Source organism: Streptomyces sp. NPDC045956 (assembly GCF_056430705.1).
In genome coordinates this window covers 138,616-162,405 of sequence record NZ_JBWKKZ010000014.1, presented here as the reverse complement: position 1 = coordinate 162,405, position 23,790 = coordinate 138,616, and the positions used below count along the sequence as shown (strand labels likewise).

The window sequence follows — 23,790 nt, the reverse complement described above, 5'->3', positions numbered from 1 at the left end:
AAGACCCATGTTCCGAACCGCCTTGCGCAACGTCCTCGCGCACAAGGCCAGGCTGTTGATGACCGTGCTCGCCGTGATGCTGGGCGTTGCGTTCGTGTCAGGCACCCTGGTCTTCGCCGACACCCTCTCCCACGCCTTCCGCAACCAGTCGGCGAAGAGCTACGACGACGTCGCCGTCGCCGTCAGCTCGCACGCCGACCCCGACAACCCCAAGGAGGAGCCCGGCCTCTCGGATGAGGTCCTCGACCGGCTCTCCGCCGTGGACGGCGTCGCCGGGGTGTACGGCCGCGTCGAGGGCTTCGCCGGTGTCGCCGACCCCGACGGGAAGCTCATCGGCGTCGGCTGGTCCAACAAGGGCGCCAACTTCGCACCCGGCAAGGACGGCAAGGACGCCGCGTACACGTTCACCGACGGCTCCGGCCCGGTGCGGGACGACCAGATCGCGCTGGACGAGGAGTCCGCCGGCAAGGGCGAGTACGAGGTCGGCGACCGGGTGCGCGTCGCGACCAACGGCCCGGTGAAGGAGTACACCCTCAGCGGCGTGTTCACCACCGAGGACGGCGCCGTCAACGCCGGCGGCAGCCTCGTCCTCTTCGACACCTCCGTCGCCCAGAAGCAGTACCTGAAGCCGGGCTGGTTCGAGAGCGTGACCGTCACCGCCGCCCCCGGCGCGCACGCCTCGGAGATCCTCCGCTCGGTCGAGCCGCTGCTGCCGGAGACCGCCGAGGCCCGGACCGGCCAGGCGCTCGCGGACGAGCAGGCCGAGCAGATCGAACAGGGCATGGGCAACCTCAAGCAGATCCTGCTCGGCTTCGCGGGCATCGCGCTCTTCGTCGGCATCTTCCTGATCTCCAACACGTTCACGATGCTGGTCGCCCAGCGCACCAAGGAGATCGCCCTGATGCGCGCCGTCGGCGCGTCCCGCAGGCAGATCACCCGCTCGGTGCTCGCCGAGGCCGCGCTGGTGGGTCTGGTGGCCTCGGCCGTCGGCTTCGCCCTCGGCGTCGCCCTGGCCGTCGGACTGCGCTCCGGGATGGCCGCGTTCGACATGAAGATGCCGGACGGTCCGCTGGTCCTGTCCGCCACGCCGGTGGTGGCGGCGTTCTCGGTGGGCGTGCTGATCACGACGTTCGCCGCCTGGCTGCCCGGCCGCCGGGCCGCGAAGATCCCGCCGGTGGCGGCCATGAACAGTGTCCACGCGGTGGCCACCACCAAGTCTCTGGTGCTGCGCAACTCCATCGGCGCGGTGGTCACCGCCCTCGGTGCGCTGGGGATCGTGGCGGGTGCCTCGACCGGGGGCGACGACGGCAGGATGTACATCGGGGCGGGCGCGTTCTTCGCACTGATCGGCGTGATCATCCTGATCCCGCTGCTGTCCCGGCCCGTGATCGCGCTCGTCCGCCCCCTGCTCGTCGGCCCGTTCGGTGTGGCGGGCAAGCTGGCCGGCCAGAACGCGGTCCGCAACCCGCGCCGCACCGGCGCCACCGCCTCGGCGCTGGCGATCGGGCTGACACTGGTGACCGCCCTGTCGGTGCTCGGCATCACGGTCGGCGCGGCCATCGACAAGATGACCACGGACAACATCAAGGCCGACTACATGGTCTCGATGGCCAACGGAGGCGACCTCGACCGGGCCGCGCTGACGGCACTGGAGAAGGCCCGGGGCGTGTCCGCGGTCTCGCCGCAGCAGGACGCCTACTTCCGGGTCGACGGCGGGGACTACGTGTCCGCCTCGGCGGTCACCCCGGGCGACATCGAGAAGGTCCTGACGGTCGACGTCGTCAGCGGCAGCGCCGGCTCCCTCGCCGAGGGCCGGATCGCGGTCGCCGAGAAGACGGCCGAGACCAGGGGCTGGAAGACCGGCGACACCGTCGCCGTCACCTTCGACGACGACGAGAAGGCCACCCTGACGGTCGGCGCCGTCTACAAGGACAGCGAGTTCCTCTCCCCCGTCCTCGTCGACCGCGAGGTCGTGGACCGGCACGAGACGAAACCGTCCATCCGGCAGATCTTCGTGAAGGTCGACGGCGGCCGGTCCGCGGCCAACGAGCAGGTCCTCATCGACGCGCTCGGCGACAACCCGGCGATCACCGTGATGGACCGGCAGGACATCCGCGACGAGTTCGGCGGCGCCATCAACACCATGCTGAACATCATGTACGGCCTGCTGGCCATGGCCCTGATCATCGCGGTGCTGGGCGTCGTCAACACCCTCGCGATGTCCGTCTTCGAACGGCAGCAGGAGATCGGCATGCTGCGCGCGATCGGTCTGGACCGGCGCCGGGTGAAGCGGATGATCCGGCTGGAGGCCGTCGTCATCTCGATGTTCGGCGCCGTGGTCGGCATCGGTCTCGGTACGTTCCTCGGCTGGGCGATCGGCGAGACCGTCGCGGACCAGATCCCGGGGTACGCGCTGGTCCTGCCCTGGGACCGGATCGGGATCTTCCTGGTGCTGGCCGGTCTGGTGGGCGTCCTGGCCGCGATGTGGCCGGCCCGCAACGCCGCCCGGCTCAACATGCTGAGCGCGATCAAGGCCGAGTGACCTCACCGCACCGCGGCACGACAGGGCCGGGCTCCCCACCGGGGGGCCCGGCCCCGTCTCCGGTCAGACGCGGCCGGGCGCACCCCACACGCGGGCGCGCAGCGGCAGTCCGGAGTCGCCCGAGTCCGGGGTCCGCACGGCGAGGACCTGGTTGACGCCGATGCGGTTGTGCTCGAAGGCGAGCGCGGAGGCGGCCATGTACAGGCGCCAGACCCGCGCGCGGCCCGGGGTGACCAGGCCCGTGGCCGCCGCCCAGCCGGACTCCAGGTTGGTCACCCAGCGGCGCAGGGTGAGCGCGTAGTGCTCGCGGATCGACTCCACGTCGCGCACCTCGAACCCGGCGCGCTCCAGCTGCGTGACGGTGGTGCCGAGGGGGGCCAGTTCACCGTCGGGGAAGACGTAGGCGTCGATGAACTCGTCCACGCCGTAGGCGGACTCGTCCCGTTCGGGGCGCCGCGCGATCTGGTGGTTGAGCAGCCGCCCGCCGGGCTTGAGCAGCCGGAACAGGTCACCGGCGTACTCCAGGTAGCGCTCGGCGCCGACGTGCTCGGCCATGCCGATGGAGGAGACGGCGTCGTACGGCCCGTCCGCGACGTCCCGGTAGTCCTGGACGCGGATCTCCACCCGGTCGGTGAGCCCCTCCTCGGCGACGCGCTTGCGGGCGTGGGCGGCCTGTTCCCGGGAGAGCGTGACGCCGACGACGCTCACGCCGTGCTCGCGGGCCGCGTGGATCGCCATGGAGCCCCAGCCGCAGCCGACGTCCAGGAGGCGCTGACCGGGGCTCAGGTCGAGCTTGCGGCTGACCAGTTCGAGCTTGTCGCGCTGGGCGTCCTCCAGGGTGCCGCCCGCGGTTCCGGGGGTGGGCCAGTAGGCGCAGGAGTACACCATGGAGGGGCCGAGGACGAGTCGGTAGAAGTCGTTGCCGACGTCGTAGTGGTGGCTGATGGCGCGTCTGTCGGTGCGCCTGGTGTGCAGGTGGCCGCGGGGGCGGCGGACCTCCTCCGGGGGCGGGGCGGGCGGCAGCGGCGGCCCGGCGAGCCGCACCAGCCCGCGGACGGCGGCCCGCACCTCGGGGTCGCGCAGTGCCTCGCCGAGGCCGCGGGCGTCCTCACCGCGTTCCCACAGGAGGCCGGCCACCGCGTCCAGAGCGGCGTACAGGTCGCCGTCGACGTCGAGGTCGCCGGCCACCCAGGCACGGGCCAGGCCCAGTTCGCCCGGCTTGAACAGCAGGCGGCGCAGGGCCCGGCGGCGGCGGACGACGACGATGGGCGCGCCCGGCGGTCCCGCCTGCGAACCGTCCCAGGCGCGGACGCGCACCGGGAGGGGTGCTCCCAGCAACTGTTCGAAGAGGCTCTGCAGCCGCAGCGCGGCGTCAGCCATGGCGTACCTCCGTGACGAGCGATCCCGGAATGTCCCTCACCACGTAAACACCTGGGAGCCCGCCGCACAGTCCCCGGCGCGCGTCACGACCCGGCAAAATACCTGTACACACCATGGACTCTGTCGCCCGGCCGGCGCAGCGCGAAGGGGCCGCCCGCACCACGGATGGCGGACGGCCCCTTCGGGGTACTACGGGTGCGCCGGAGGGCAGGTCAGGAGGCCTTGGCCTTTTCCCCGGACTTCTGCGGCTGCGCGGCCGGCTCGGCGGCCTTGGGCGCGGCGGCCGGGGCCGGCTTGGCGGCCTCGTAGAACTCCTCGCGCGGGGTCTCCATCGCGCCGAGGGAGACGACCTCGCGCTTGAGGAACATGCCGAGCGTCCAGTCCGCGAAGACGCGGATCTTCCGGTTGAAGGTCGGCATCGCGAGACCGTGGTAGCCGCGGTGCATGTACCAGGCGAGACGTCCCTTGAGCTTGATCTTCATCTTGCCCATGACGATCATCGCGACGCCCTTGTGGAGGCCGAGACCCGCCACCGCGCCCTTGTTGGCGTGGCTGTAGTCCTTCTGCGGGAAGCCCCGCATACCGGAGATCACGTTGTCGCCGAGGACCTTGGCCTGGCGCAGCGCGTGCTGGGCGTTCGGCGGGCACCAGGCGTTCTCGTTGCCCGCCTTGCGGCCGACGAGGTCCGGCACCTGGGCGTTGTCGCCCGCGGCCCAGATGTAGTCGGTGCCCTTGACCTGGAGGGTCGGCTCGCAGTCGACGTGACCGCGGGGACCCAGCGGCAGGCCGAAGCGGGACAGGGCCGGGTTCGGCTTGACGCCGGCCGTCCACACGATGGTGCTGGAGTCGACCTCCAGGCCGTTCTTCAGCACGACGTGGCCGTCGACGCAGGAGTCCATGGAGGTGGACAGGTAGACCTCGACGCCGCGGCCCTCGAGGTGCTCCTTGCCGTACTGGCCGAGCTTGGGGCCGACCTCGGGGAGGATCTTGTCGGCGGCGTCCACGAGGATGAAGCGCATGTCCTCGCGGGAGACGTTCTTGTAGTACTTGGCCGCGTCGCGGGCCATGTCCTCGACCTCACCGATGGTCTCCGCGCCGGCGAAACCGCCGCCGATGAAGACGAAGGTGAGCGCCTTGCGGCGGATCTCCTCGTCGGTGGTGGAGTCGGCCTTGTCCAGCTGCTCCAGGACGTGGTTGCGCAGTCCGATGGACTCCTCGATGCCCTTCATGCCGATGCCCTGCTCGGCGAGGCCGGGGATCGGGAAGGTGCGGGAGACCGCGCCCATGGCGATGACCAGGTAGTCGAACGGCAGCTCGTACGCCTCGCCCACCAGCGGGGCGATCGTGGCGACCTTGCGGTCCTGGTCGATGGTCGTGACCCGGCCGGTGAGGACCTCCGCCTTGGGAAGCACGCGCCTGAGGGGGACGACGACGTGCCGCGGGGAGATGTTGCCGGCGGCGGCTTCGGGGAGGAAGGGCTGGTAGGTCATGTACGACCGCGGGTCGACGACGGTGACGGTCGCCTCGCCGTAACGCATCTTCTTCTGGATGCGTCGAGCTGCGTACAGGCCTACGTACCCACCGCCTACTACGAGGATCCTGGGACGCTCCGTGGTGCTCATGCCATCGAGTATCCACCCGACTCAGGGGGGTCGTTCGTGCGCCCCTTCACAAGCTTCGGTGAAGGCTGTGCTACCATCCGCCGCCCACGTGACGGAGATCATGGCGGGGGAAGGAACCAGCGTGTAGTGCACCCCGTTGTCAATGCCGCGTGAGCTGCCCGTCCGCACCTCCGGAGACGGTGGACCACCCTCTCCCGACCCCCCGGCGGCACCCCTCGCACACACGGTCCTGAACGCGTTCAAAGGGCCGTTGAACCCCCAAAAGGGTCAACCGACGCGCATTCGCCGTCCGACCGGGCCCAATTCCTTGTGAAGAACTTCACGAACTTTCCCGACAGGGCGTCGCCGGGAGGTCCGCGAGGCCCCCCGGCGACCGCTCAATCGTCGTCCGTCCTGCTCAGAGAGCGAGCACGGCCCCTACGCCAGCGACCACGCGATGCCGTCGAGGATGTCGTGCTCGCTCACCACGACCTCCCGCGCGCCCGTCCGCTCCATGATCGCCAGGAGGACGAGCGCGCCCGCCCCGATGACGTCGACGCGGCCCGGGTGCATGGACGGGACCGCCGCGCGCTCGGCGTGGGTGGAGCGCAGCAGCCACGCGGTGATCTCCGCGACCCGGTCCCGGGAGACCCGGGAGTGGTGGATGGCGGCCGAGTCGTACCCGGGAAGATCCTGCGCGATGGCGGAGAGCGTCGTCACCGAACCGGCCAGCCCCACCAGCGTGCGCGCCTCGCGCAGCGGCACCGTCTCCTCGGCGAGGTCCAGGGCCGCCTCGATGTCCGCCCGCATCGCCGCGACCTGCGCCTCGGTCGGCGGGTCGGTCACCGCGCCGTCGTGGACCAGGTGCCGCTCGGTCATCCGGACGCAGCCGACGTCCACGGAACGGGCGGCACGCACGTGGTCGTCGCCGACGACGAACTCGGTCGAGCCGCCGCCGATGTCCACGACCAGGTAGGGCCTGTCGAGGTGGTCGCGGCCGGCCAGCTCCCGGGTGGCGCCGGTGAAGGAGAACTCCGCCTCCCGGTCCCCCGTGATGACCTCCGGCTCCACACCGAGGATGTCCAGCACGCCGCGCACGAAGTCGTCCCGGTTCTCCGCGTCCCGGGAGGCGGAGGTCGCCACGAAGCGCAGCCGCTCCGCGCCGTGCTCCTTGATCACCTCGGCGTACTCGCGGCACGCGGCGAAGGTCCGCTCCAGCGCCTCGGGCGCCAGCCGCCCGGTGCGGTCGACGCCCTGACCGAGCCGCACGATGGTCATGCGGCGGTCCAGGTCGCTCAGCTCACCGGTCGCCGGGTCGACGTCGGCGACCAGCAGCCGGATGGAGTTCGTACCGCAGTCGACGGCGGCGACACGGGTCACTTGCCGTCCTCCCCGCAGGTCCCGTCGACCGTCACGCACGGCCCCTTGCGCCACCACTCGGGCAGCATCGCGAGGGCCTCGTCGCCCAACGGGTTCACGCCCGGCCCTGCGGCGAGGGAGTGGCCGACCAGCACGTGCAGGCACTTGACCCGGTCGGGCATGCCGCCCGCGCTCGGGAACCCGGTCAGCTCCTCGATCTCGTCGCGGCGCCGGATGTAGTCCTCGTGCGCGGCCCGGTAGGCGGCGGCCAGCTCGGGGTCAGTGGCGAGGCGCTCGGTCATCTCCTTCATCACGCCGTTCGCCTCCAGCGTGCCGATCGCGGAGGCCGCCCGCGGACACGTCAGGTAGTACAGCGTGGGGAAGGGCGTGCCGTCGGGCAGCCGCGGCGCCGTCTCCACGACGTCCGGCCGGCCGCAGGGGCAGCGGTGCGCGATGGCGCGCAGGCCGCGCGGAGGACGCCCGAGCTGCTGCTTGAAGGCCGCCACGTCCGCGTCGGTGGGCTCGGTGCGCGGGGTGGTCGGCGGGGGAGTCTGCATGGCTGTCTTCTGCTGGTCTTCCTGTTGAGTCACGGCCGGCGCGGTCGGTTCACTGCCGGAGGGCGGCGGCGTCGGCCTTGTCGATCCCGTCCCAGACGTTGCGGTACCAGGGGCGGTCGGCGGCACCGGCCTCGGCGCGGGCCTGCCTGGCGGCGTCCGGGTCGACGACGACGAGCCCCGTCTCCCCCGGCATCACGTAGTGCAGCCGCAGCCGGACCTGCTGCTCGGCGTAGGCGTCGTCCTGCCAGCGCGCCTTGAGGTCGCGCAGCTCCTCGACCCGGCTCCGGGTCTCGCGCTGCTCCCGCTGGAGATCGGCGACCTCCGCCCGCTGGGCGACGTACTGCCGTATCGGATAGGCGAGCGCCACGACCAGCGAGCAGAGCACCATCGCGAGCAGCGCGGCCCGGCCGGTCAGCCGGGAGCGGCGGGCCTGGCGCTTGGTCTGCGAACGGTAGACCCGGGCCGCGGTCTGCTCCCCGATGATCCGGATCCTGGTCGCGGTGGAGAAACGGTCCCGGTCCTTCACCGCCATGTCCCCGCCTCCCCTGCACCCTCGTGCGTCGCCCTACGTGCGTACGTCCCCGCACACGGTACGGGACCGAGTACGGGGACGTACGTACGACGCCGCCTCTTACGGGGCGGGTCAGCCCTTGAAGCGGGGGAACGCGCTGCGGCCGGCGTACACCGCGGCGTCGTCGAGGATCTCCTCGATGCGCAGCAGCTGGTTGTACTTGGCGACGCGCTCGGAGCGGGCCGGGGCACCGGTCTTGATCTGGCCGCAGTTGGTGGCGACGGCCAGGTCGGCGATGGTGACGTCCTCGGTCTCGCCGGAACGGTGGGACATCATGCACTTGAAGCCGTTGCGCTGGGCCAGCTCGACGGCGTCCAGGGTCTCGGTCAGCGAACCGATCTGGTTCACCTTGACGAGCAGGGCGTTGGCCGAGTTCTCCTCGATGCCGCGGGCCAGGCGCTCCGGGTTGGTGACGAACAGGTCGTCACCGACGAGCTGCACCTTGTCGCCGAGCTTGGCGGTGATGGTGTTCCAGCCGTCCCAGTCGTCCTCGAACAGCGGGTCCTCGATGGAGACCAGCGGGTACGCCTCGACCAGCTCGGCGTAGTACTCGGTCATCTCGGCGGCGGTGCGGTTCTTGCCCTCGAAGGCGTAGGAGCCGTCCTTGTAGAACTCGGACGCGGCGACGTCGAGCGCCAGGGCGATCTGCTCGCCGGGGGTGTAGCCGGCCTCCTTGATCGCCTCGAGGATCAGGTCGAGGGCCTCGCGGTTGGAGCCGAGGTTCGGGGCGAAGCCGCCCTCGTCGCCGAGTCCGGTGGCCAGGCCCTTGTTCTTCAGGACCTTCTTCAGCGTGTGGTAGACCTCGGCGCCCCAGCGCAGGGCCTCGGAGAAGGACTCCGCGCCGATCGGCGCGATCATGAACTCCTGGATGTCCACGTTGGAGTCGGCGTGCGAGCCGCCGTTCAGGATGTTCATCATCGGCACCGGCAGCAGGTGCGCGTTGGGGCCGCCCAGGTAGCGGAAGAGCGGCAGGTCGCTGGCCTCGGAGGCGGCGTGGGCGACGGCGAGCGAGACGCCGAGGATGGCGTTGGCGCCCAGCGAGCCCTTGTTGTCGGTCGCGTCCAGGTCGAACATGGCCTGGTCGATCAGGCGCTGCTCGGTGGCGTCGTAGCCGACCAGCTCCGGGCCGATCTGCTCGATGACGGCCAGGACGGCCTTCTCGACGCCCTTGCCCAGGTAACGGGCCGGGTCGCCGTCACGGAGTTCGATGGCCTCGAAGGCGCCGGTGGAGGCGCCGGAGGGAACGGCGGCACGACCCGTGCTGCCGTCGTCGAGGCCGACCTCGACCTCGACCGTGGGGTTGCCTCGGGAGTCCAGGATTTCCCGGGCTACGACGACGTCGATGGACGGCACGAGCATCTCCTTCTTCAATGTGACGCTTCGGTGTGACGCGCGGGTCCACAGGACCGCAGCGGCTCTGCGGGACCGAGCCTAACCGGCTCCGGGCGATCGGCCAGCCGATCGCCCACCCGCTGGACAGAACCGAGAGTAAATTGTTTCCGAACGGAACAAAGACGTTTCCGGAAACACCCGCGGTCCCGGGGACGGCGGCACGGGCGGGACGGGGACGGGACGGGGACGTGAAAAACCCGTCCCGGCGCGTACGGGGGAACACGCGCCGGGACGGGAGCAGGCGGGACCGCTGCTTACTTCAGGTGCAGCTGCTGGCCCGGGTAGATCAGGTCGGCCTCGTCGACGATGTCGTCGTTCAGCTCGAACAGCTTCGCCCAGCCGCCCTTGACGTCGTGCTCCCCGGCGATCGAGCTGAGGGTGTCGCCCTTGACGACCTTGTACTCGCCGTCGCCCTTCTCGACCTTCTTGCCGGTCGGGGTGGTGACGGTCTTCTTCTCGGCCGGCTTCTCGGCGGCCGGGCGCTCCTCGGAACGGGACGCCTTCTGCTCGGTGGAGCGGTCGGCGGTGGAGCCGCCGCTCTGGCTCTCGGAGCTGCCGGAGCCCTGCGCGGAACCGCTGTCCTGGCTCTCGGTGGAGCCGCCACCGGTGTACGCGGCGCCCGACAGGCCGGTGCCGCAGACCGGCCAGGCACCCTTGCCCTGGCCCGCGAGCACCTTCTCGGCGATCTCGATCTGCTGCGACTTGCTCGCCTGGTCGGCGGTCGCGGCGTACTGCGTGCCGCCGTAGCCGGCCCAGGTGGAGGCGGAGAACTGCAGACCGCCGTAGTAACCGTTGCCGGTGTTGATGGACCAGTTGCCGCCGGACTCGCACTGGGCGACGGCGTCCCACTCGGAGGCGGTGGCGGCGGAGGCGTTGCCGGCCGCCATCAGCGGGGCGGCGACGGCGGCACCGGTGACACCGGCGACGGCGATGACTCGGGTGGCCTTGGACGGACGACGGTGCTTGCCCTTGCCGGAAAACAGCATGGTTGATCCCCTCACCGACGCCTGCGAGGTGAGCTGTCGGGTTCGGGCCGGTTGAGTTGCCCGGCCGGGTTCCTCGCGGAACTCGGCTCCACCCCTAGCCGCTCCGGCTCGACTGCCCGGTGCGGCACTTACCTTGGGTCCCCCGCTCCTGCCTTCGGCGCTTGACGCGACGACTGTTCCCGGACGGCCGCTGGCAGGATTCGGCGTTGCGGCAGCCGGGGCCCGCGATGGCGAGCGACCATGACCGTAGACACGCGCTCGCCGGATTTTCAAAGACGATCACGGCTTCTGAGAGCTATGTCTCACGTGATCCAAATCGGACATAGGCCCCGAACCGTGACGCGAACTCCCCCTACTTTTGGCCCGTTTCGCCCCCGACCGTGAGCGTCTGACCGGGCAGGATGTGGTCGGGGTCGGTGCCGACGACCTCCTCGTTGCCGACATACAGCGAGCGCCACCCGCCGTCGAGCTCAAGGGAGTCGGCGATGCCCCAGAGGCTGTCGCCGGAGCGGACGGTGTACGAGCCGTCGACGACCCCTCGCGCCTCGCCCTCACCGCGCGAGGCGTGCCGCCCCGACGCGTCGGACCCGCGGCCCTCCTCCACGCCTTCCACACCCTCCTGGGCGCGGTCGCCGCGATGCTTGCCGGCGCCGGACCCCGCGGTGCCGGTGAGGGCCGAAGAGCCCGCGCTCTGGCCCGCCTTGTCCGTTTCGTCATCCTTGGTGGTGGCTGTGGACGACCTGTCGGACTCCTGCGGGTCCGCGGTCGCCGAAGAGCCGGTTCCGGGTGTTGTGTCGGCCTTGGCCGTTTCGTCCCGGTCGGCCGACGGGGAGTCAGACGCGGCCGGGGACGGGGACGAAGGCGAGAGCCCGGAGACCCGCCCGGCCCCCTCGGACGAGCCGGACGAGCCGGTGCCGGACGCCGCGGGCGACCGGGGCGCCGTCGGCGTCCCCTCCTCGTCCGACCCCTGCGACGCACCCTTCTCCGCCGCACCCGCGCCGCCGGCCGGCGTGCCCGGGTCGTTGCCCAGGCCCGCGAGCAGCCCGCAGGTCGGCCAGGCGGCGATGCCCTGGTCCGCGCGCAACTTCTCGGCGATTCTTATCTGCTGGGAGCGGCTGGCCTGATCGGCGCTCGACGCGTACTCCAGGCCGCCGTACTGCTCCCAGACGTCCTGGGACAGTTGTAGCCCGCCGTAGTAGCCGTTGCCGCTGCTCTGGCTCCAGGAGCCGCCGGTCTCGCACTCGGCGACCCGGTCCCAGTTCGCCCCGTCGGCCGCGTGCGCGCCGGTGGCGCCGAGCAGCGGGATCGCGATGGCGGAGCCCGTCACTCCGGCGGCGACGACCAGGGCGGGTGCCTGGCGGGGGCGGCGGTGACGACCGTTCCCGGAGAGCATGCGAAGACCTTTCACGAGACAACGGGGATCGCGCGGCCGTGAGACTGGGGGCCACGTTGATCCGTGAACGTATAGGCAGATGATCGCTTGTCACAAGTTCATGCCGCGCAGATCACGTGAAGATCACAAAGTTGAGCGCGTGTCATGTTTGAACAGCTCGGACACGACGGCCCCTGTGACCTCGAGCGGTGGCACCTGCGGCTCACGTCGAACCGGGGTGGGCTCTCCACGGCGGTTCAGCTCGTCCATGAGGAGGGGCCAGAAGCCCTTCCTGAACCAGGTGTTCTGCCTGTCCTTGGCAAGCTGCCAGGGGCCGTGGCACTCAGGGAGCTCGTCCCACAGGCAGCCCGTGCGCAACCGGTGCAGAGCCTCGTTCAGTTGCGTCCGGACATCCACGGCTCCGCGGACGAACTGGCGGCGCGGGAAGTGCGCGGCCATGAGCGCCTCGATCACCGGCCATTCGGACTCCGCCACCGCCTCGGGGACGGGCGTCCCGGTCCGCTCGTGCCACTCCGTCACCTTGCACTTGACCCCAGAGCGCCTCCGCACCTCTCCGAGAGGCTTCACCCTGATGTTCAGAAGGTCGATCACCACTGCCATCCCGGCCAGGTCGAGGTGAGGTGCTCCCCCGGCCGGCAGGGGCGGGTGCAGAACCGACCGAGCGGCCTCGGCTGCGGCTTCCTGGCCCGCGAGCACCAGCCGCCCCGTTGCGAGCAGCGCCGTGGCGCTGCGCACGTCCTCCGTGAGCTGCCGCAAGGCCGCGTCCTTCACTGCCTGGTCGAGGCCGGATGCGGTCAAAGCCGTCGTGGCGTGAGCCAGGAGATCCTCCTTCTCCCGGAGCGAGTCCGCGAAACGAGCCACCCGCTCACCTTGCTTGCCGATGTCACCGGGATACGGGAGCAGCCTGCTCCGAGCCGCATCCAGGATGCGCGGTTCCGTCAGCAGTACCTCGACCCTGCTCCACACGGCCCCTTCGACAGCGTCGGCTGTCAGGTACGGGTCGGAGCAGTTCGTCGCCGGGCCCTTGCCGTTGTTGGCTCCGCCGCACCGGTAGTAGCGGGTGGCATTGGATTTGCTGAAGGAGCCGACGTATCCGTGGCCGCATGCGCCGATGATCCGGCCGGTCAACGGGTAGTGCCCCGCTTCGGCGTGCACGGAGTGGCCACCCTGCCTCAGGGAACGCAGCAACGCGTCCGCCCGCTCCTCGCTGATGAGGCGAGGAACCGCGAGAACCACACTTGCTCCGTGCACAGGGACACCGTTCTCGTCCAGCCTGGTGCTGTTGCTGCCCTCGCCCTCCGGGTTACGGAAGACGACCTCCCCCTTGAGGAGAGCCGAGCACCGAAGACGTCGGTGGAGGTTGGAAGCGGTCCACGGTCGACCGCTGCGGGTGAGCTGTCCGCGGTCGTTCAGCTCCCGGGCCGCCTCGGAGACGTTGCGGGACTCGTCCACGACGAGGCTCACCGCATCGCGGACCACACGCGCTTCGCTCTCGTCGACGACGAGCGTGGAACGGTGCCCGCCGGCCCTGTCGATGGCGTAACCCCAGGGCGGTGGGCCACCTACCCATCCGCCGTCGAGAGCCTTGCGCTGACGCCCGCCCTGGGTGCGCTCGCGAAGGAGGTCACGTTCAGCTTCGGCTCTCACGGCACAGCGCTGCAACTGCTGACGTCCGGAGTCCGTGGCGGCGTCGATGTCCTCGGTGGCTGATACGAACCGGATCCCAAGGTCTTCCATGGCCCAGATCCACGCCCAGAACGCCTGCTCCGTACGGCCGATGCGGTCAAAGCTGTGTACGACGACGACGTCGATATCGCCCTGCCGGGCAGCCTGTTCGAGGCGCAACATGCCGGGGCGCGCGACGGTGGCTCCCGACACGCCTTCGTCCCGGAAGACGGACTCCGGAGAGAGAGTCCACGCCGCCCGAGCAGCGATGTAAGCGCGCCCCGCACTCTCCTGGACACCGAGGCCGTACCCCCGGGCCTGTTCCTGTGTCGACACTCGCAGCATGAGTGCCGCTCGAACAGTACGTTTCGGCCCCGGCCCGTGGTTGGCCGAGGGCACATCCATGGCGATAGCTTTGAACACGTCAGCCCCTTCACGGCTGGCAAGGCCCCGGAGCTCTGGCCAGCTCTGGGGCCCCTTGCGTTTTACGGGGAATGTAATGTCCGAAGGCGAGAGCGCACGGACAAACGGAGAAAACTCCCACTGATCACCTATGTCCTGATGTATCGGTTCTTCTCCTGTCGCCATGAGCACACGACGGCCCTGTCCCGCTACGGTCGTGCCGTGAATGTTCCGAGCACCGCCCCTGAGCTCTTCACCTGGGAGTTCGCCAGTGACCCGTACCCGGCCTATGCCTGGCTGCGTCAGCACTCCCCCGTCCACTGGACCAAGCTGCCCAGCGGGGTCGAGGCGTGGCTGGTGACCCGGTACAGCGACGCGCGCGAGGCTCTCGCCGACGGCCGGCTTTCGAAGAACCCCGAGCATCACGCCGAAGACGCCGGAAGGAAGAGCAAGACCGGCATTCCGGGTGAGCGCAGCGCCAACCTCATGACGCATCTGCTCAACATCGATCCGCCGGACCACACGCGCCTGCGCCGCCTCGTCTCCAAGGCGTTCACGCCGCGGCGCATCGCGGAGTTCGCGCCCCGTGTGCAGAGTCTGACGGACGAGCTCATCGACGGATTCGCCTCACAGGGCGAAGCGGAACTCATCCACGACTTCGCCTTTCCGCTCCCCATCTACGCCATCTGTGACCTGCTGGGCGTTCCTCGCGAGGATCAGAACGACCTGCGCGACTGGGCGGGCATGATGATCCGCCACGGTGGTGGGCAACGAGGCGGTGTGGCGCGCTCCGTCAAGAAGATCCGCGCCTACCTCGCGGAACTCATCCACCGCAAGCGCGACGACCTCGGCGAGGACCTGATCTCCGGCCTCATCCGGGCGTCCGACCACGGCGAACACCTCACCGAGAACGAGGCCGCCGCGATGTGCTTCGTGCTTCTGTTCGCAGGTTTCGAGACCACCATCAACCTCATCGGTAATGGCGTGTACACGCTAATGCGGCACCCTCGGGAGAGAGCTCGGCTGCAGGAATCGATCGAACGGGGCGATACGGCGTTGCTGGACAGCGGCATCGAGGAGCTGCTCCGCTACGACGGGCCCGTGGAACTGGCTACTTGGCGCTTCGCGACTGAAGCCCTGACCATCGGGCGTCAACGCATCGCGCCAGGTGATCCCGTGCTCGTTGTCCTCGCTGCCGCGAACCGTGACCCTGCGCGCTTCGGCGAACCGGACATCGTCGACCTGACCCGTCGTGACAACCAGCACCTCGGATACGGGCACGGCATCCACTACTGCCTCGGCGCGCCGCTCGCCCGGCTCGAAGGCCGCACGGCCCTGGAGACCTTGCTACGACGCCTTCCCGATCTGCAACTGGCGGCAGCTCCTGACGACCTGCGCTGGCGAGGAGGGCTCATCATGCGAGGGCTGCGTGACCTCCCGGTGCGGTTCACCGCTGCCTGACCGGCTCAACCCCCGGCGGCCTCGACCTCCCTGATCGCGTCCCGGTAGGTGCGGGCCGCCGCTCTGAGGGCCGCCTCCGGGTCGGTGCCCTCGGACTCGGCGCGGGCGGCGAGGGCGAGGAGTTCGTAGCCGACGCCTTCGCCGGTGGGAAGGGGGACGGCGAGGCCCGCCGTGCGGACCCGGGAGGCGAGCTTGGCGGCGAGGGCGAGGCCGGGCTGGCCGAGCGGGACGCCCTCGGTGACCGAGGTGCGCTGCTTCTCGGTGGCCTTGGTGCGCAGCCAGTGCTCCCTGACCTCCTCGGGGGTGGTCGCCGTCTCGTCGCCGAAGACGTGCGGGTGGCGGTGGATCAGTTTGCCGACGATGGTGCCGGCCACGTCGTCCACGGAGAACGGGGCGTCGGGGTCCTCCTCGGCGATGCGGGCGTGGAAGACGACCTGGAGGAGTACGTCGCCCAGCTCCTCGCGGAGTTCGTCGCGGTCGCCGTCCTCGATGGCCTCGACCAGCTCGTACGCCTCCTCGATGGCGTACTTGGCCAGGCCCTCGTGGGTCCGCCGGGACGACCAGGGGCATTCGACGCGGATGCGGTCCATGACCTGCACGAGGTCGAGGAGGCGGGCGCCCGGGAGGTCGTAGGAGGCGGGGAGCAGCTCCAGGTCGGGCATGGTGAGGCGGCCGGAGCCGGCGAGGCGGGCCAGTCCGTCGGTGAGCGCGGGGTCGCCCTCGCCGGTCGCCACGACCACCACGGTCCGGCCGCCGGCGCAGGCCGCGACCAGTTCCTCGGCGGTCGGGGCCCCCTCGTCGACCCGTATGCCCGCCTCGCGCAGGTACGGCAGCTGGGGGTGCGCCGCGTCGGCGCACAGCACGCGGTCGGCGGTGCGCAGGGCCTGCCAGGCGGGCCAGGACAGCAGGCCGGGGGCCACGCGGTGGCTCGTGGTGAGCAGGACGATGCGGCCGGGGTCGGGGGCGGTGCCGGGAGCGGCGTCGGGGCTGATTGCGTTCACGATCAGAAACGTAACGCACGCGGCGGACAGCGCCCTGAGTTGTCCACAGGGGCTGTCCACAGGGGCATGTCCACAGGGATGCGAGCACGGGGTGCCCGCACCGGTTTTCCGCCGGTTGGTCGACCGGGCCTGTCCGTCGGGGGCAGGCCGGCTCCGGGCAGGACCGTTACGCCGTCTGTTGGGTGCGCTGTGCCGTGATCTCCCGCAGCCAGGGCGTCTTCGCGTCGACGCGGCTGCTCTTCTGGACGTCCCAGTCGCCGTAGCGCGGATTGAGGTCGACGTCGAGCTTGGCCGAGGCCTTGGACAGGGCCTGCCAGAACTCGGGGCGGCTGGTGTCGGTGCCGAGGCTCTCGGCGAGCTTCTGGGCCTCCAGCTGGAGACGGAGGTTCTCGTCGAGGCGCTCGGGGGCGACACCGTACTGCTGAAGCCAGACCGTCTCCAGCTCCTTGGCGCCGCCGGCCTGCTCCTCCAGTCCGCCGCGCATCTTCTGCACCTCACCGCGGCTGACGGTCACCCCCGCGTCCTGGGCGGCGCGGTGCAGGACCCGGTCCAGGACCATGCTGTGCAGGGTGTCGCGGGTGAGGGTGCCGGTGCGGGCGACGACCTGCTGGTACTGGGTGTCGTCCGGGACCGCGGCCCGCTGCGCCTCGCGCACCTCGTCGACGCGGTTCTCCAGCTGGGCGACGGTGATCCGCTGGTCGCCCACGACGGCCGCCGCTCCCGGATGCGCGTCGTTGCCGCAGGCGGTGAGCAGGGGCGCCGCGGCGGCGATCGCGGCGGTGAGCAGGAGCGCGGTGCGACGGCGGCGGTGCAAGGAAGCCTCCCGTTGGAGATTGTGCGACGGTGCACAAAGTCTTGCGATGATCGATGGTAGGCAGTGGCCCGGCTCTGGCCAACCCATTCGACCAACGATTCACCGGGACTTCGGGCACCGCCGCGCCGCCCGAGGGGTCCGTCGAGCGGGGGCGCGGTCGTCAGCCGCGTACCTGGCCGAGCCACTGGAGGGTGCGCCGGACCTCGGCCGCCACCGGATGGCCGGGGCCGTGCAGGCGCTCCACGTCGTGCAGCAGCCGCACCAGTGTCTCGTGGGCGGCGGCGCGGTCGCCGAGGGCGAGCAGCAGGTGGCCGATGCGGCGGCGGACGTCGTGGGCGAGGTCGGGGTCGCCGGCGACGTACTGGTTCTCGTAGTACGGCAGCAGGGCACGGTATTCGGCGAGGGCGGCGGCCGGTTCGCCGAGCTGCTCCAGGCACTGGGCGGCGTCGTAGCGGTGGCGCAGGGACTGGGGGTCGGCCTGGCCGGCCTCGGCGGCGCGTTCGTCGGCGAGGCGGCGCAGCTCGGGCAGGGCGCGCCGGTACTGGCCGTCGTCCAGGAGGGTGGCCGCGTACTGCTTGCGCAGGGTGCGCACGACCGGGGAGCGCTCGCCGTGCTGTGCTGCGGCGACGGGCAGGATCGCGCCGAGGATGTCGACGGCCTGGGTGATGCGGCCCTCGCCGAGGAGGCGTTTGACGTCGTCGACGGCCCGGGCGACGTCCGGCTTCTCGGCCTCGGCGACGGGCGGGACGGGTGTCGGCTGCGGCGCGGGGGTGCGGGCCCGGTCCGGCCAGGGGGCGTGCGGGCGCACGAAGGGGCGGGTGGGGTCGAGGGGACCGCCGGTGGGCATGCCGCGCGCGGGCAGCAGCAGTGCCAGGTGCTCGTAGACCTCCTGGGCGGAGGCGGGCCGGTGCTGGGGGTCCTTGGCGAGCAGGCGCAGGACCAGGGCTTCGAGCGCCTCGGGGACCTCGGGGCGGAGGCGGCGTACGGGCAGCGGGGGCTCGTACAGGTGCCGGTGGAGGACGCCGAGGGCGGTGGAGCCCGCGAACGGGACGTCTCCGCTGAGCAGTTCGTGCAGGAGCACGCCGAGTGCGTAGAGGTCGGTGTAGGGGCCGACGGCGCCGCCCATCGCCTGCTCGGGCGCCATGTAGGCGGGCGAGCCTATGGGGGTGCCGGTGTGGGTGAGGCGGGTGGTGTCGGCGTCCATGACGGAGGCGACGCCGAGGTCGAGGACGGTGACGGTGCCGTCCTGCTTCACCATCACGTTGCGGGGCTTGAGGTCGCGGTGGACGATCGGCACGGCGTGCACCGCGCTCAGTACGGCGCACAGCTGCGCGGCCACGGCGACCGCCCACTGCCAGGGGTAGGGGTCGTGTTCGGCGAGGTGGTCGGAGAGGTCGGCGCCGTCGACGTACTGCATGACGAGGAACAGCTCCTCGCCCTCGCTGCCGGCGTCGTGCACGGTGACGAGGCCGGGGTGGTCGACCTGCGCGGTCACCCGGCATTCGCGCACGAACCGGCGGCGCAGTTCCTCGGCCTCCTGGCCGGCCACCTTGTCGGGGCGCAGCAGCTTCACGGCGACGCGCCGGTCGAGCCGTCGGTCGTAGGCCGTCCAGACCTGGCCCATGCCGCCCTGTCCGATGAGCGTGGACAGTTCGTACCGGTCGGCGACGACGCGTCCCGCCGCCACGGTCACCTGGCGTTCTCCTGGCCGCCGTTGCCGCTGCCGCTGCCGTCGTGCTTGCGGAGGTAGTCGCTCAGCTCGTCGAGTTCGGCGCGGACCTGGTCGATGCGGGCGGGCTGGGGGGTGCGCGGGGGCGTGGGGGGCGGGGTGGGTGTCTGCGGCTGCGGGGTCCGGTACGGGGGCGGAGGCTGCTGCGGGGCCGCCTGCGGGGGTACGGGGGTGTAGGGGTACGCGGGCTGCGGGTGTCCGTATCCGGTGGCCGGGGGCCCGGGGGGCGGGTAGCCGGTGTGGAGGGGCGCCTGGTGGTGCCGGATGTCCGCGTAGAGGAAGTAGCCGGCGCACGCGCAGGCGTTGAGCAGCAGGATGACCATGCCCGTGGTGCCCTTGGGCGTGCTGAAGTCGTCCGTGTCGTCCGTGGCGAGCAGGCTGAAGCTGATCACCAGGATGACGGCCGACGTGCCGAATGCCCACCAGTCGCGCGGTCTGCGGGAGACGATCGCCGCGTAGAGGGTCGATATCCAGGCGAGGAACCCGAGGCTCAGCAGGGGGAGCGCCACGAAGAAGACGCGCAGCAGGACCAGCACCGCGGTGTGGGGGCGGCGCGGCGGCGGTGGCGGCACAAAGCCCTGGCCGTGCATGACTTCTCCTGAAGACCTGATGAGGCGGACACACCGGAAGGTCCCGTGTGGGGTCGAGCGTATAGGCCGACACGGACAAGCGGTCCCGGGTTGTACCGAACCGTTGTCGTGCTGGTCACTTCCCGTGCCCGGGCGGCTGGACGGGCCGTCGGGCGGGCCGTCGGGCGGGCCGTCCCTGGGGCGTGGACAAGGCCGCCGGACGGGTCGTCAGTCCGGGGTCACGGAGCCGTCCGTGAGCCCGTCGTACATGCCCCGTACGAGCTGGTCGCCGAGGCGGCCCGCGCGTTTGAGGGCCCGGTCGAACTCGTCGAGGGCCCTAAAGCGGGCGCCGTAGCGGTGCTGGGCGTCGAGCGGGAGCCGGGGCAGCTGGAGGCGGCGTACGTCGAGGCGGGTGGCGGTGGAGGCGTAGCTGCTGGCCTGGCGGTTGTTGGCGGTGCCGCGCAGGAAGCCGGCGAGGAACCAGGGGTCGAGCGCGGCCGGGTCGGGGCGCAGGAGGACCAGGTTGCGCCCCAGGGCGGCGCCGGCGGTGGCGTCGTCGACCACGCGCGCGACGGAGCCGCCGCCGAGGACCGGGACGACGACGTCGCCGGGTTCGGTGAGCACGGGTTCCTCGTCGCTCTCCGGGAGGGTGCCGGAGGGGCCGGTGCCGGAGAGGACGTCGTGGTCGGTGAGCACGGGCACGCGCGCGTGGCCGCCGTGGGTGCCGGTGCGCACCACCAGGGCGCCACCGCGGACGAGTTCGCCGACGGTGGTGAGCGGCCAGCGGGGTGCGGGCTGTGCGGGGTCGTGGGCGGGGGCGGGGGCGGGGGTGAGGTCGGCGGTCAGGCGCAGGGTCTCGCCGAGGCGTTCGCGTACGTCCGTGAGGCGTCCGGCGCCGTCGGTGGCCGTGGGGGGCGGCAGGTGGCGGGCGGGTGAGAGGTCGACGTCGTCGTCGAGGAGGGCGATGACGGGCAGCGAACGGGCCAGGCCGGGCCGTTCGTCGAGGCGCCCGGCGCCGTCGAAGTCCCGCCAGGCGTCCAGTACGGCGTCCCGCACGGCCCGCCAGTCGGGGCCGCCCCGTCCCTCGCCGGCGAACTGCCCCACGTCGGCGAGCAGCACCTCAGGCTGCGCGGGTGCCTTGTCGGGCCGGCGCAGCACCCACAGGTGGAGCGCGATGTTGTACGGCGGCGCCGCGCCGACCGGCAGCGCGACCACGGCCCGCAGCGCGCCCCGGCGCAGCAGGTCGGCGCGGACGCGGCGGCCGGAGCGGCGGGAGGCGGCGGCGGGCGGCATGAGGAGGACGGCGGTACCGCCGTCCCGCAGGCGGGCGAGGGCGTGCTGCACCCAGGCCAGCTCGGACTCGGTGCGGGCCGGGAAGCCGTACTCCCAGCGTGGGTCGTAGGCGAGTTCGTCGTGTCCCCAGTTGCGCTCGTTGAACGGCGGGTGGCACAGGACGGCGTCGGCGCGCAGCTCGGGGAAGGCGTCGGCGCGCAGGGTGTCGCCGGCGGCGGCGCGGATGCCGGCCCGGGTGTGCAGGGCGAGCCGGAGCCCGGTGAGCGCGGCGAGGTCCGGGGCGGCGTCCTGGGCGTGCAGTCGCTGGTCGGCCTGTTCTGGCCGGGAGGCCGGGCCGTCCGGTGCGGCGGCGCGCAGGAGGGCACCGGTGCCGCAGGCGGGGTCGAGGACGGTACGGGCGGGGCCGGCGAGGTCCGCCATCAGGCCGGCGAGGTCGGCGGGGGTGAGCGTGTACTGGCGGGGGTTGGCGTCGAGGTGCCGGCCGAGCAGGAACTCGAAGGTCTGCCGGGCTCCGAGCTCGGAGGCCAGTTCCGCGGCGCCTCGGAGGAGGGGGGCGGAGGGGAGGAGGGCGGGGCCCGTGAGGGTGTCGAGAGCGGGGGTCGCCGAGGCGGGGGCGGGCGGGATGGGGGCGGACGGGGTGGAGACGGACGGGGTGCGGGGCTTCGCCACCCGGCTGTGGACGGTCGGTGAGTCGTGAAGCGGCGGTGAGTCGTGAACCGGCGGTGAGCTGTTCACAGTGGTCGACGGCGTCACGGCGGGCTGCGTGTGAACGGTGGCAGCTTCAGACTGCGCGTGAACAGCGGCGGACGCGGGCTGCGTGTGACCGGCGACGGACGCGGACCGCGTGTGAACCGCGGCGTACGCTCCACCCCCCGAAGGCGCGTTCACACCTGCGGACGCTCCGGCGGCGGACGCTTCGGCGGCGGACGCTCCCGCGGCGGACGCTCCGGCGGCGGACGCTCCCGCGGCGGGGCGTGCGCCCTCTCCACCCCAGCGGCCGCCGCGGCCCCGGCGCGCCGGCCCGAAACGCGGGGTCAGCACCTGCTCCAGCGCCTCGGGCAGCATCGCCGCGAGCCGTGCGTCGGAGCCGGCGCTCGCGTTCAGCCAGAGCGGCGGGCGGTCGTGGATGAGCAGCAGGACGCAACCTACGTGCGTCAGTGCGGTGACCGGGCCCGCCGGATGCCCGGCGAGCTGCTGCCAGACCCGCTCCCGGAGCGGGACCTCGGCGAGTTTGCCGTGCTCGCGCAGCCAGCCCTCCACCGCGGCGAGGGCGAAGGAGGGGCTGGTCTCGGTTCCCCCCACCGGCCGAGGGAAGTCGGCGTGCCGACGGCGCCAGTTGCTCACGGCAGCTCGGCCGACGCCTGCGAGCCTCGCGATCCCGGCCGCGGTCACTTCCGTCGCGTTGTCCTGCACCCGCCCGACTCCCCTCGTCGCTTGTGACGCCGAGCATACCGACGTGACGGCGTGCGGGTGGTTCACGGCGTGAACGCGTGCACTGCCGTGAACGCTGTTGACTCGGTTCACAGAGTTTGTTCTTATTGACCTCGCGAACGAGCAGCCTCCGGGAGAGGGCGGTTGCCGCATCGGGAGGGGACACAGTCATGGGTATGAAGACCAAGGTCGCGCTGGGCGCCGTGGTGGGGCTCGTCGTCATCGGCGCGGTGTCGGCGAACGCCGGTGACGGAGGCGGCGACGACAAGGGCGACGCCCGGACCTCCGTCGGCGCCGACGAGAATCCCGGCGGCGCGAAGACGGACGGTGACGCGAAGACGGACGGCGACGCGAAGGCGGACGGCAAGGCCGACGCGAAGCCCGCCGAGGACAAGGCCGTCGAGAAGGCGTCCCAGGCCGAGCAGTTCAAGGCGTTCGTGGGGAAGAACGGGACCGCCGCGGAGAAGGACGCCGTGTCCCACGTCACCAAGGTGCAGGGTGCCGAGGAGCAGAACGACGTCCTCGACTCGGCCGACGTCTACACCGACTTCACCGGCGGCATCATGGGCGAGGGAACGGGCCCGGCCAACCTCATCGCCTCCGCGTTCGCGGACTGGAAGCAGAGCGAGAACGGCCTCGTCACCGTCTACGACGCCGACGGCGAGCTGCTCGGCAACGGCAACTTCTGACCGTCGGCGTCCGGCCACCGGGTTCCGGCCGCCCTCCCGGCGGCCGCGAGCCCAGAAGACCACCGCACACGGCGCGGGTCGCCGGGCCGCGACCGCCGCACGGGCCCGAGGGGGGCCGGGGGGCCGGGAGGAGGGGGGCGGGGGCCCGGGGGGCATGCCTCGTCAGGTCACAACGGGTGCCGCATCCACACGTTCGGCTCAACGTACACCGCGTACCCGCGCTCCGGTTCACAGCGCACCGGCACCAGGGCGCCGGGGACCTCGACGTCCCCGGCGGTGTCGAAGGGCAGCCCTGTCCAGCTCCGCCACTGTTCCAGCGAACCGGAGACGGTCATGGAGGCCGGGGCCACGGAGTCGAGGGTGGCGCCGGCCCGGGCGTGGACGCGCAGCCACGGGTCGTGGGGCAGACCGTCCGGACGCAGGCGGCGGGCGTACTCCTCGATGGGGGCGTGCGGTTCGAGGTGCTTGGCGCTGGGGCGGACAGGGGCGACGACCTCGCGGAAGCCGCGGGCGCGGGCGTTGTCCCGCATGGCGGCGAGCATCCGGCCGGAGAGACCGCGTCCCTGCGCGTGCGGGGCGACGACGACGGAGATGGCGCTGACAGTGTCGGTGGGCTCGCCCCGGCGCAGGTCGCCGAAGGCCCAGACGAGCACCTCGCCCCACCCCCGGGCGGGCAGGGTGCCGCGCCCTTCGCGGTGCAGGGCGAACGGCACGCTGTGGCCGTGGGCGACGACCTCGCCGTGCTCGTCCTCGGCGAACTGCACGTACTCCGGCAGTTCGGCGGCGATGCGCGGGTAGTGGGCGTTGCCCGACAGGTCCTCCACGGCGAAGGCGGGCCAGCTGTCGGCCATGGCGCGGACCCGGTCCACCATCTCCGGGCGTTCGGCGAGGCTCGATATCTTCAGCTCCATGCGGTCACCGTAGACAGGACGGCCGACGACCCGGAAGCGGATTT

18 protein-coding genes and 1 riboswitch are annotated in these 23,790 nt (G+C 71.7%); of the genes, 3 read left to right on the top strand and 15 right to left on the bottom strand.

The window, feature by feature from the left end; translation table 11 throughout:
• Positions 1-7: 7 nt before the first annotated feature.
• Complete coding sequence (locus AC07FV_RS30995) at positions 8-2,542, top strand: ABC transporter permease (RefSeq protein WP_479090838.1); 2,535 nt, start codon at positions 8-10, stop codon at positions 2,540-2,542.
• 63 nt (positions 2,543-2,605) lie between these two features.
• On the opposite strand, the gene AC07FV_RS30990 is transcribed toward AC07FV_RS30995, so the two are convergent.
• The 9 genes from AC07FV_RS30990 to AC07FV_RS30950 form a co-directional block, all read right to left on the bottom strand.
• Positions 2,606-3,922, bottom strand: a complete 1,317-nt coding sequence (locus AC07FV_RS30990) for a class I SAM-dependent methyltransferase (protein ID WP_479090837.1) — start codon at positions 3,920-3,922, stop codon at positions 2,606-2,608.
• Between the two features lie 212 nt (positions 3,923-4,134).
• The gene (locus AC07FV_RS30985) at positions 4,135-5,544 is read right to left on the bottom strand and encodes an NAD(P)/FAD-dependent oxidoreductase (RefSeq protein WP_356608844.1); all 1,410 of its coding nucleotides are present in this window, start codon (positions 5,542-5,544) and stop codon (positions 4,135-4,137) included.
• A gap of 417 nt (positions 5,545-5,961) precedes the next feature.
• The gene (locus AC07FV_RS30980) at positions 5,962-6,903 is read right to left on the bottom strand and encodes a Ppx/GppA phosphatase family protein (protein ID WP_479090835.1); all 942 of its coding nucleotides are present in this window, start codon (positions 6,901-6,903) and stop codon (positions 5,962-5,964) included.
• Entirely contained in the window at positions 6,900-7,439 is a 540-nt protein-coding gene (locus AC07FV_RS30975) for a DUF501 domain-containing protein (protein WP_479090833.1), read from the bottom strand. Before AC07FV_RS30975 ends, AC07FV_RS30980 begins: the two co-directional genes overlap by 4 nt.
• Positions 7,440-7,488: 49 nt before the next feature.
• Positions 7,489-7,971, bottom strand: coding sequence for an FtsB family cell division protein (locus AC07FV_RS30970; RefSeq protein WP_479090831.1), 483 nt, complete (start codon positions 7,969-7,971; stop codon positions 7,489-7,491).
• Between the two features lie 111 nt (positions 7,972-8,082).
• Positions 8,083-9,363 (bottom strand): phosphopyruvate hydratase, encoded by a 1,281-nt coding sequence (gene eno, locus AC07FV_RS30965; protein WP_356608852.1) that lies wholly within the window; start codon positions 9,361-9,363, stop codon positions 8,083-8,085.
• A gap of 293 nt (positions 9,364-9,656) precedes the next feature.
• Entirely contained in the window at positions 9,657-10,388 is a 732-nt protein-coding gene (locus AC07FV_RS30960; RefSeq protein ID WP_479090829.1) for a transglycosylase family protein, read from the bottom strand.
• A gap of 3 nt (positions 10,389-10,391) precedes the next feature.
• Positions 10,392-10,558, bottom strand: a riboswitch (cyclic di-AMP (ydaO/yuaA leader).
• A 182-nt stretch (positions 10,559-10,740) separates the two neighbouring features.
• Positions 10,741-11,781 carry a transglycosylase family protein gene (locus tag AC07FV_RS30955; RefSeq protein ID WP_479090827.1) on the bottom strand — a complete coding sequence of 347 codons (1,041 nt, stop codon included), beginning with the start codon at positions 11,779-11,781 and terminating at the stop codon, positions 10,741-10,743.
• Between the two features lie 123 nt (positions 11,782-11,904).
• A complete protein-coding gene (locus AC07FV_RS30950) occupies positions 11,905-13,869 on the bottom strand; it encodes a recombinase family protein (RefSeq protein ID WP_479090825.1) in 1,965 nt (654 codons plus the stop codon).
• 201 nt (positions 13,870-14,070) lie between these two features.
• On the opposite strand from AC07FV_RS30950, the gene AC07FV_RS30945 reads away from it, so the two are divergent.
• Positions 14,071-15,309 carry a cytochrome P450 family protein gene (locus tag AC07FV_RS30945; protein ID WP_479090823.1) on the top strand — a complete coding sequence of 413 codons (1,239 nt, stop codon included), beginning with the start codon at positions 14,071-14,073 and terminating at the stop codon, positions 15,307-15,309.
• A gap of 5 nt (positions 15,310-15,314) precedes the next feature.
• Here the strand turns inward: AC07FV_RS30945 and AC07FV_RS30940 are convergent, their stop codons facing one another.
• The 5 genes from AC07FV_RS30940 to AC07FV_RS30920 form a co-directional block, all read right to left on the bottom strand.
• Positions 15,315-16,310 (bottom strand): nucleoside triphosphate pyrophosphohydrolase, encoded by a 996-nt coding sequence (locus AC07FV_RS30940; RefSeq protein ID WP_479090821.1) that lies wholly within the window; start codon positions 16,308-16,310, stop codon positions 15,315-15,317.
• Between the two features lie 166 nt (positions 16,311-16,476).
• Positions 16,477-17,124: a SurA N-terminal domain-containing protein gene (locus tag AC07FV_RS30935; protein ID WP_383647762.1), complete on the bottom strand. Its 648-nt coding sequence runs from the start codon at positions 17,122-17,124 to the stop codon at positions 16,477-16,479.
• A 160-nt stretch (positions 17,125-17,284) separates the two neighbouring features.
• Entirely contained in the window at positions 17,285-18,775 is a 1,491-nt protein-coding gene (gene pkaE / locus AC07FV_RS30930) for a serine/threonine protein kinase PkaE (protein ID WP_383647930.1), read from the bottom strand.
• A 38-nt stretch (positions 18,776-18,813) separates the two neighbouring features.
• Complete coding sequence (locus AC07FV_RS30925) at positions 18,814-19,443, bottom strand: hypothetical protein (protein WP_479090820.1); 630 nt, start codon at positions 19,441-19,443, stop codon at positions 18,814-18,816.
• A gap of 207 nt (positions 19,444-19,650) precedes the next feature.
• Entirely contained in the window at positions 19,651-22,128 is a 2,478-nt protein-coding gene (locus AC07FV_RS30920; protein ID WP_479090819.1) for an N-6 DNA methylase, read from the bottom strand.
• Positions 22,129-22,316: 188 nt separating this feature from the next.
• Between AC07FV_RS30920 and AC07FV_RS30915 the strand changes: the two genes are divergently transcribed.
• Complete coding sequence (locus AC07FV_RS30915; protein ID WP_479090818.1) at positions 22,317-22,835, top strand: hypothetical protein; 519 nt, start codon at positions 22,317-22,319, stop codon at positions 22,833-22,835.
• A 167-nt stretch (positions 22,836-23,002) separates the two neighbouring features.
• On the opposite strand, the gene AC07FV_RS30910 is transcribed toward AC07FV_RS30915, so the two are convergent.
• A complete protein-coding gene (locus AC07FV_RS30910; RefSeq protein ID WP_479090817.1) occupies positions 23,003-23,746 on the bottom strand; it encodes a GNAT family N-acetyltransferase in 744 nt (247 codons plus the stop codon).
• Between the last annotated feature and the right edge of the window lie 44 nt (positions 23,747-23,790).